General features: G+C 53.1%; 7 protein-coding genes. 3 read left to right on the top strand and 4 right to left on the bottom strand.

Going from position 1 to position 3,890, the window contains the following annotated elements:
* On the bottom strand, positions 1 to 264 hold a 264-nt coding region (locus tag O3C43_24950), incomplete at its 3' end, for a type I restriction-modification system subunit M N-terminal domain-containing protein (GenBank protein MDA1069739.1).
* Between the two features lie 77 nt (positions 265 to 341).
* Between O3C43_24950 and O3C43_24945 the strand changes: the two genes are divergently transcribed.
* Complete coding sequence (locus O3C43_24945; protein ID MDA1069738.1) at positions 342 to 578, top strand: hypothetical protein; 237 nt, start codon at positions 342 to 344, stop codon at positions 576 to 578.
* Positions 579 to 613: 35 nt separating this feature from the next.
* Here the strand turns inward: O3C43_24945 and O3C43_24940 are convergent, their stop codons facing one another.
* Together O3C43_24940 and O3C43_24935 are read right to left on the bottom strand one after the other, a co-directional pair.
* A complete protein-coding gene (locus O3C43_24940) occupies positions 614 to 1,624 on the bottom strand; it encodes a virulence RhuM family protein (GenBank protein MDA1069737.1) in 1,011 nt (336 codons plus the stop codon).
* Positions 1,625 to 1,803: 179 nt separating this feature from the next.
* Positions 1,804 to 1,929 (bottom strand): hypothetical protein, encoded by a 126-nt coding sequence (locus O3C43_24935; protein MDA1069736.1) that lies wholly within the window; start codon positions 1,927 to 1,929, stop codon positions 1,804 to 1,806.
* Positions 1,930 to 1,968: 39 nt separating this feature from the next.
* Here O3C43_24935 and O3C43_24930 point away from each other — a divergent pair, with 39 nt between their 5' ends.
* Positions 1,969 to 2,487, top strand: coding sequence for a hypothetical protein (locus O3C43_24930; GenBank protein ID MDA1069735.1), 519 nt, complete (start codon positions 1,969 to 1,971; stop codon positions 2,485 to 2,487).
* Here the strand turns inward: O3C43_24930 and O3C43_24925 are convergent.
* Positions 2,463 to 3,392, bottom strand: coding sequence for an amidohydrolase family protein (locus tag O3C43_24925; protein ID MDA1069734.1), 930 nt, complete (start codon positions 3,390 to 3,392; stop codon positions 2,463 to 2,465). The two genes, O3C43_24930 and O3C43_24925, sit on opposite strands and share 25 nt — an antisense overlap.
* A 246-nt stretch (positions 3,393 to 3,638) precedes the next feature.
* Here O3C43_24925 and O3C43_24920 point away from each other — a divergent pair.
* A partial coding sequence (locus O3C43_24920) for a sulfatase-like hydrolase/transferase (protein MDA1069733.1) occupies positions 3,639 to 3,890 on the top strand: 252 nt, incomplete at its 3' end.

Here is a 3,890-nt window from a genome sequence, read left to right as displayed (position 1 = left end):
CGAATGTCGAAGGGGGCGGGCATTTCGAGTTCGCACTTCGGCATTTGCCATTCGGAATTTTCCAGCGGTGTCGGAGATGTATTTGAGGAAGATGAGGCCGAGGACGACGTGCTTGTATGCCTTAGCCTGCGGCACGGGTGTCGCTTTGCTCGAAACCGCCGCGTCCATGTTGTTGCGGAGCTTGTCGGCGGCGAGCCAGAGCTTGGCTTCGAAACCGAGGTGGGCGGTGGAGTCTTTCTTGGCGGCTTTGCGTTTGGCAGACATGTTAACGATAAAAGATAAGATCGGCGTCCCAGATCCAGGATTCGGGGGATTTGTTTTTTTCGGGCTTAGGCGTTGCCATGGATTTCTTCGTGGAGGTTGATGACCACGGCACAGGCCGGGCACTGAAATGTGTTGGGCGATACCTCACAGAATCGCAAGCCGGTATCGATCGGCGGGGTGGTCAGCTCGCGGGAGGTAATGAGCAGTCCCTGGGCAGTCACATCTTCGAAGAGTCCGCAGGATGGACAGTCGATGAGATCCCGGTCGCCGACAAAAACCCCGAGCGTCTTGGCCTGGGTTTGGACGCGCTGTAGTTGTCGGAAAAGGTCTACGAGTGGGTTCAGGTCGCTCACGGTTTCCCTCCTTTCCGCTTGAGGTCTTTCTCCAATTCCTCGATGGATTTCAGATCCTCCGCATCAGCGGCGATTGCCTCCTGTTGGCGGCGTTGGCCGTCGAAACTGTCGTAGCGTTCCACAGCAATCTCCTTCATCTCCTCGTGGCTGACGGAGCCGGGGCCATCGAGCAGGGGCTGGTCGTTGGAGCTCAGCATGCGGTCCACGCTGGAGCGCCAGAATTCGAGGGTGAGGACCTGTTGCTGCTTGGCGCGGAGTTCGGCCTGTTCGAGGAAGATGACGACCAAGCGGTTGAGGGTGTCGACTTCGTCTTCGCTGAGGTAGTTCTTGGCGATGATGATGTCCTGCTTGCGGACGCGGGAGCCGCTCCAGGTGGTGAGCGCCATGTTGGGCTGGCTCGGATCGGCCCGTTCGACGATGAGTTCGGCGGCGGTTTGGCGGGTGGCGGCGTAGAGGAGCTTGTTCTGCACCTCGGCGAAGAAGAGCGAGGTCTCCTTTTCACGAGTCTGGTAGTCATTGCTGAGGGCGAAGAGGTCGCGGACTTTCTGGTAGAAGCGTTTTTCCGAGGCCCGGATGTCGCGGATGCGGGCGAGGAGTTCGTCGAAGTAATCCCAACCTCCGGGGTTCTTGAGGCGCTCGTCGTCCATGACGAAGCCTTTGACAATGTATTCCTTCAGATGGGTGCTGGCCCATTGTCGGAACTGAACACCACGAGGGGAGCGGACGCGGTAGCCGATGGCGAGGATGAGATCGAGGTTATAGAGCTGGATCGTGCGCTGAACCTTGCGTTTTCCCTCGATTTGAACTGTTAAGGATTCCTTAACAGTTGCCTCCCGTGTCAATTCTCCGTCCTGGAAAATGTTTTTTGTGTGAATGGAAATATTGTGCTTGGTGGTCTGAAAGAGCTCGGCGATTTCGAGCTGGGTCAGCCAGACCGTCTGGCCTTCGATGCGAAGGTCGAGCCGGGTGCGGCCGTCGTCGGAGGTGTAGAGGACGAGTTCGCTCATAGCCATCCCTCCTTCACCAGTTGGCTGAATTGTCTCGACGATGTAGAGAGAAATTGTCGCCTCAGTGTAGCGACAATTGCCGACGAAGATCGCTCGTCAGACTGTTGCGACGGTGTAGCGACTATTGGGTATGGAGGTTGGAGCTCTGTGAAATCAGCGTTCATCTGCGAAATATGCGGTTACACTCCCAGTTGCTTGAGGATTTTGCCGAGGATCCGGTCTGATTCATAGACGCCGCGGATGGAGCAGGCGGCGTCCCAGATCCAGAATTCGAGGGATTTGTCTTTAATTACAGCTTTGGCCATTCAGGGGAAATTGTAGGTTTAAAAAATGACTGCAAGGGAATGGGAAGTAAGAGTTCCGGGTTCGGAAAGTGGAAACTGAAAAAGCTTTGCAGCGGAAGGGCAAGACGCAACTGCGGGGCAATTGTGTTTTTCGGGATTGGTTATTCGTATTCTGAGATACGGCGGGGAGAAGGAGGGTGGGAAAATCTGAGGATTCGAGAATTTAATCTGACGTTTAGGGTGAGCGTTGCAGGTGGTCGTTTTTCGGGTGACACCTGCGATTGTCTGGTAGTCGGCATTCCGCAATCAACAACGGTCTGGGAAATGCGTCGATGTTATGCCGTAGCGTCCGTTGCTGGCAACGCGACCACCGCGAGCCACGCCGTTCCCGGAAAAAGCTACGCTGCAAGCAGCGAGCCCTACGACGGGCGGAATGGTATTCCGGGGATTGGAACACGCGGCGGACTTTCGGGATTTCGTGTGGAAAAATTTCTCCCTACCATAATCTTAAAAGTTTACTGGTTCGCCGCTCGATCTTTCAACGGCTTGGAAATCTACGCCCAATTCAGCAGTTTTTGAATGTTTCCACCTTTTACCTTGGCCCGATCCGTGACGGAGTAGGAAGCCATGTGGACATCCACGATTTTAGGAGAGCCGCTGCCCCAGACCATGCGATCGGCGCCAAACTCACGAATGACCCGTGCGGTAAAAGCTAACGCACTTTCGTAATAGGGTTCATCTTTCGCAAAATGATTAAGCCCCGATAATTTCATATAGACATTTGGGTATTTGGCCAACTCGAGTACTTCGGCGAACTGGACTGCTGTGCCCAGATGGGGTTCGGCCAGGTGATCGATCAGCACCTTACATCCTTTAAACTCTTCGATGAGCTTTCCGGCCTGGGCGGCATAATCGGGGCCGATATGTAATTCGACCACCAGACCAAGATCCACGGCTTTCTTCCAAAGGGCCCTGGCTCCTGGATCGTTAAAACTGTCAAGATAAGCCCCGTTTCCACGAAGGGCATGAAACCGGGTCGAAATGATATGGGGCACTTGCTTGACCAGGGTTTCAAATTTGGCCGGCGCTTCAGGATCTCTCGGATAAAATAAACTCGTTCCCCTCAGCCTGTCGGGTTCGCGATTGAGGCAATCGATGATCAAACGATGGTCATCACCGTAGGGTTCGGGATGTACGATGACCGCCCGGTCTATTCCTTCCTCGTCCAGCCGTTTGAGGTAAGCGGACAGTGGATCGGACGGATGCACAGATACATCCGGGGTGTAAGTGGCCTTGGGGTGAATAGGATATTTTGACGTATCGGGACTGAATATATGTGCATTCCATTCGATGACCGGAATATTCTGGGAGGCCGCACTTTTGGCACAACCCTGGCTCATTCCCAATCCCAGCAGTCCCAAGCCCGCAACCCTTTGCAAAGCTTTTCGTCGCGTCATGGTTACAGGTTTGAAATCTGGTTTCATAGCTACTAGTATTGCGATGAAAGGTTATTTAACCAATCTTAATAAAAGATCGATCCAAGATTCCCGACTAAAGTCGGTCCAGCATTACTTTCGATGGATTTAGTCTCACAGAATGAATTATCCTGGGCTTAACTGAAGGCTGGGTTTTTGATTTCTCGACTCCTGTATTTCAACTGAACACAATGCATTCATGTTTTTACGATTCTCTGTGTTTTATCATTTTGATTCCCCGAAACTGACTAGTTTATGACGAACGTTCGCCAGTTTATTTTCCCTTTGATCTTTGCAGGGTTTGTTGGAGTGTTGACCATTCTATCTGTCGAAGGACAGGACAGACCTAATATCCTCTTCATCGCCGTTGATGATTTGAACGATTGGGTAGGGCACTTGGGAGGTCATCCACAGGCGAAGACCCCGAATATTGATCGTCTGGCGGGTCGCGGGGTTTCATTCACCAAAGCTTATTGTAATGCACCGCTCTGCAACCCGTCGCGCGTG

The sequence above is a fragment of the Verrucomicrobiota bacterium genome (genome assembly GCA_027622555.1).
Taxonomy (GTDB): domain Bacteria; phylum Verrucomicrobiota; class Verrucomicrobiia; order Opitutales; family UBA2995; genus UBA2995.
This window is presented reverse-complemented; position numbering and strand designations above follow the sequence as displayed.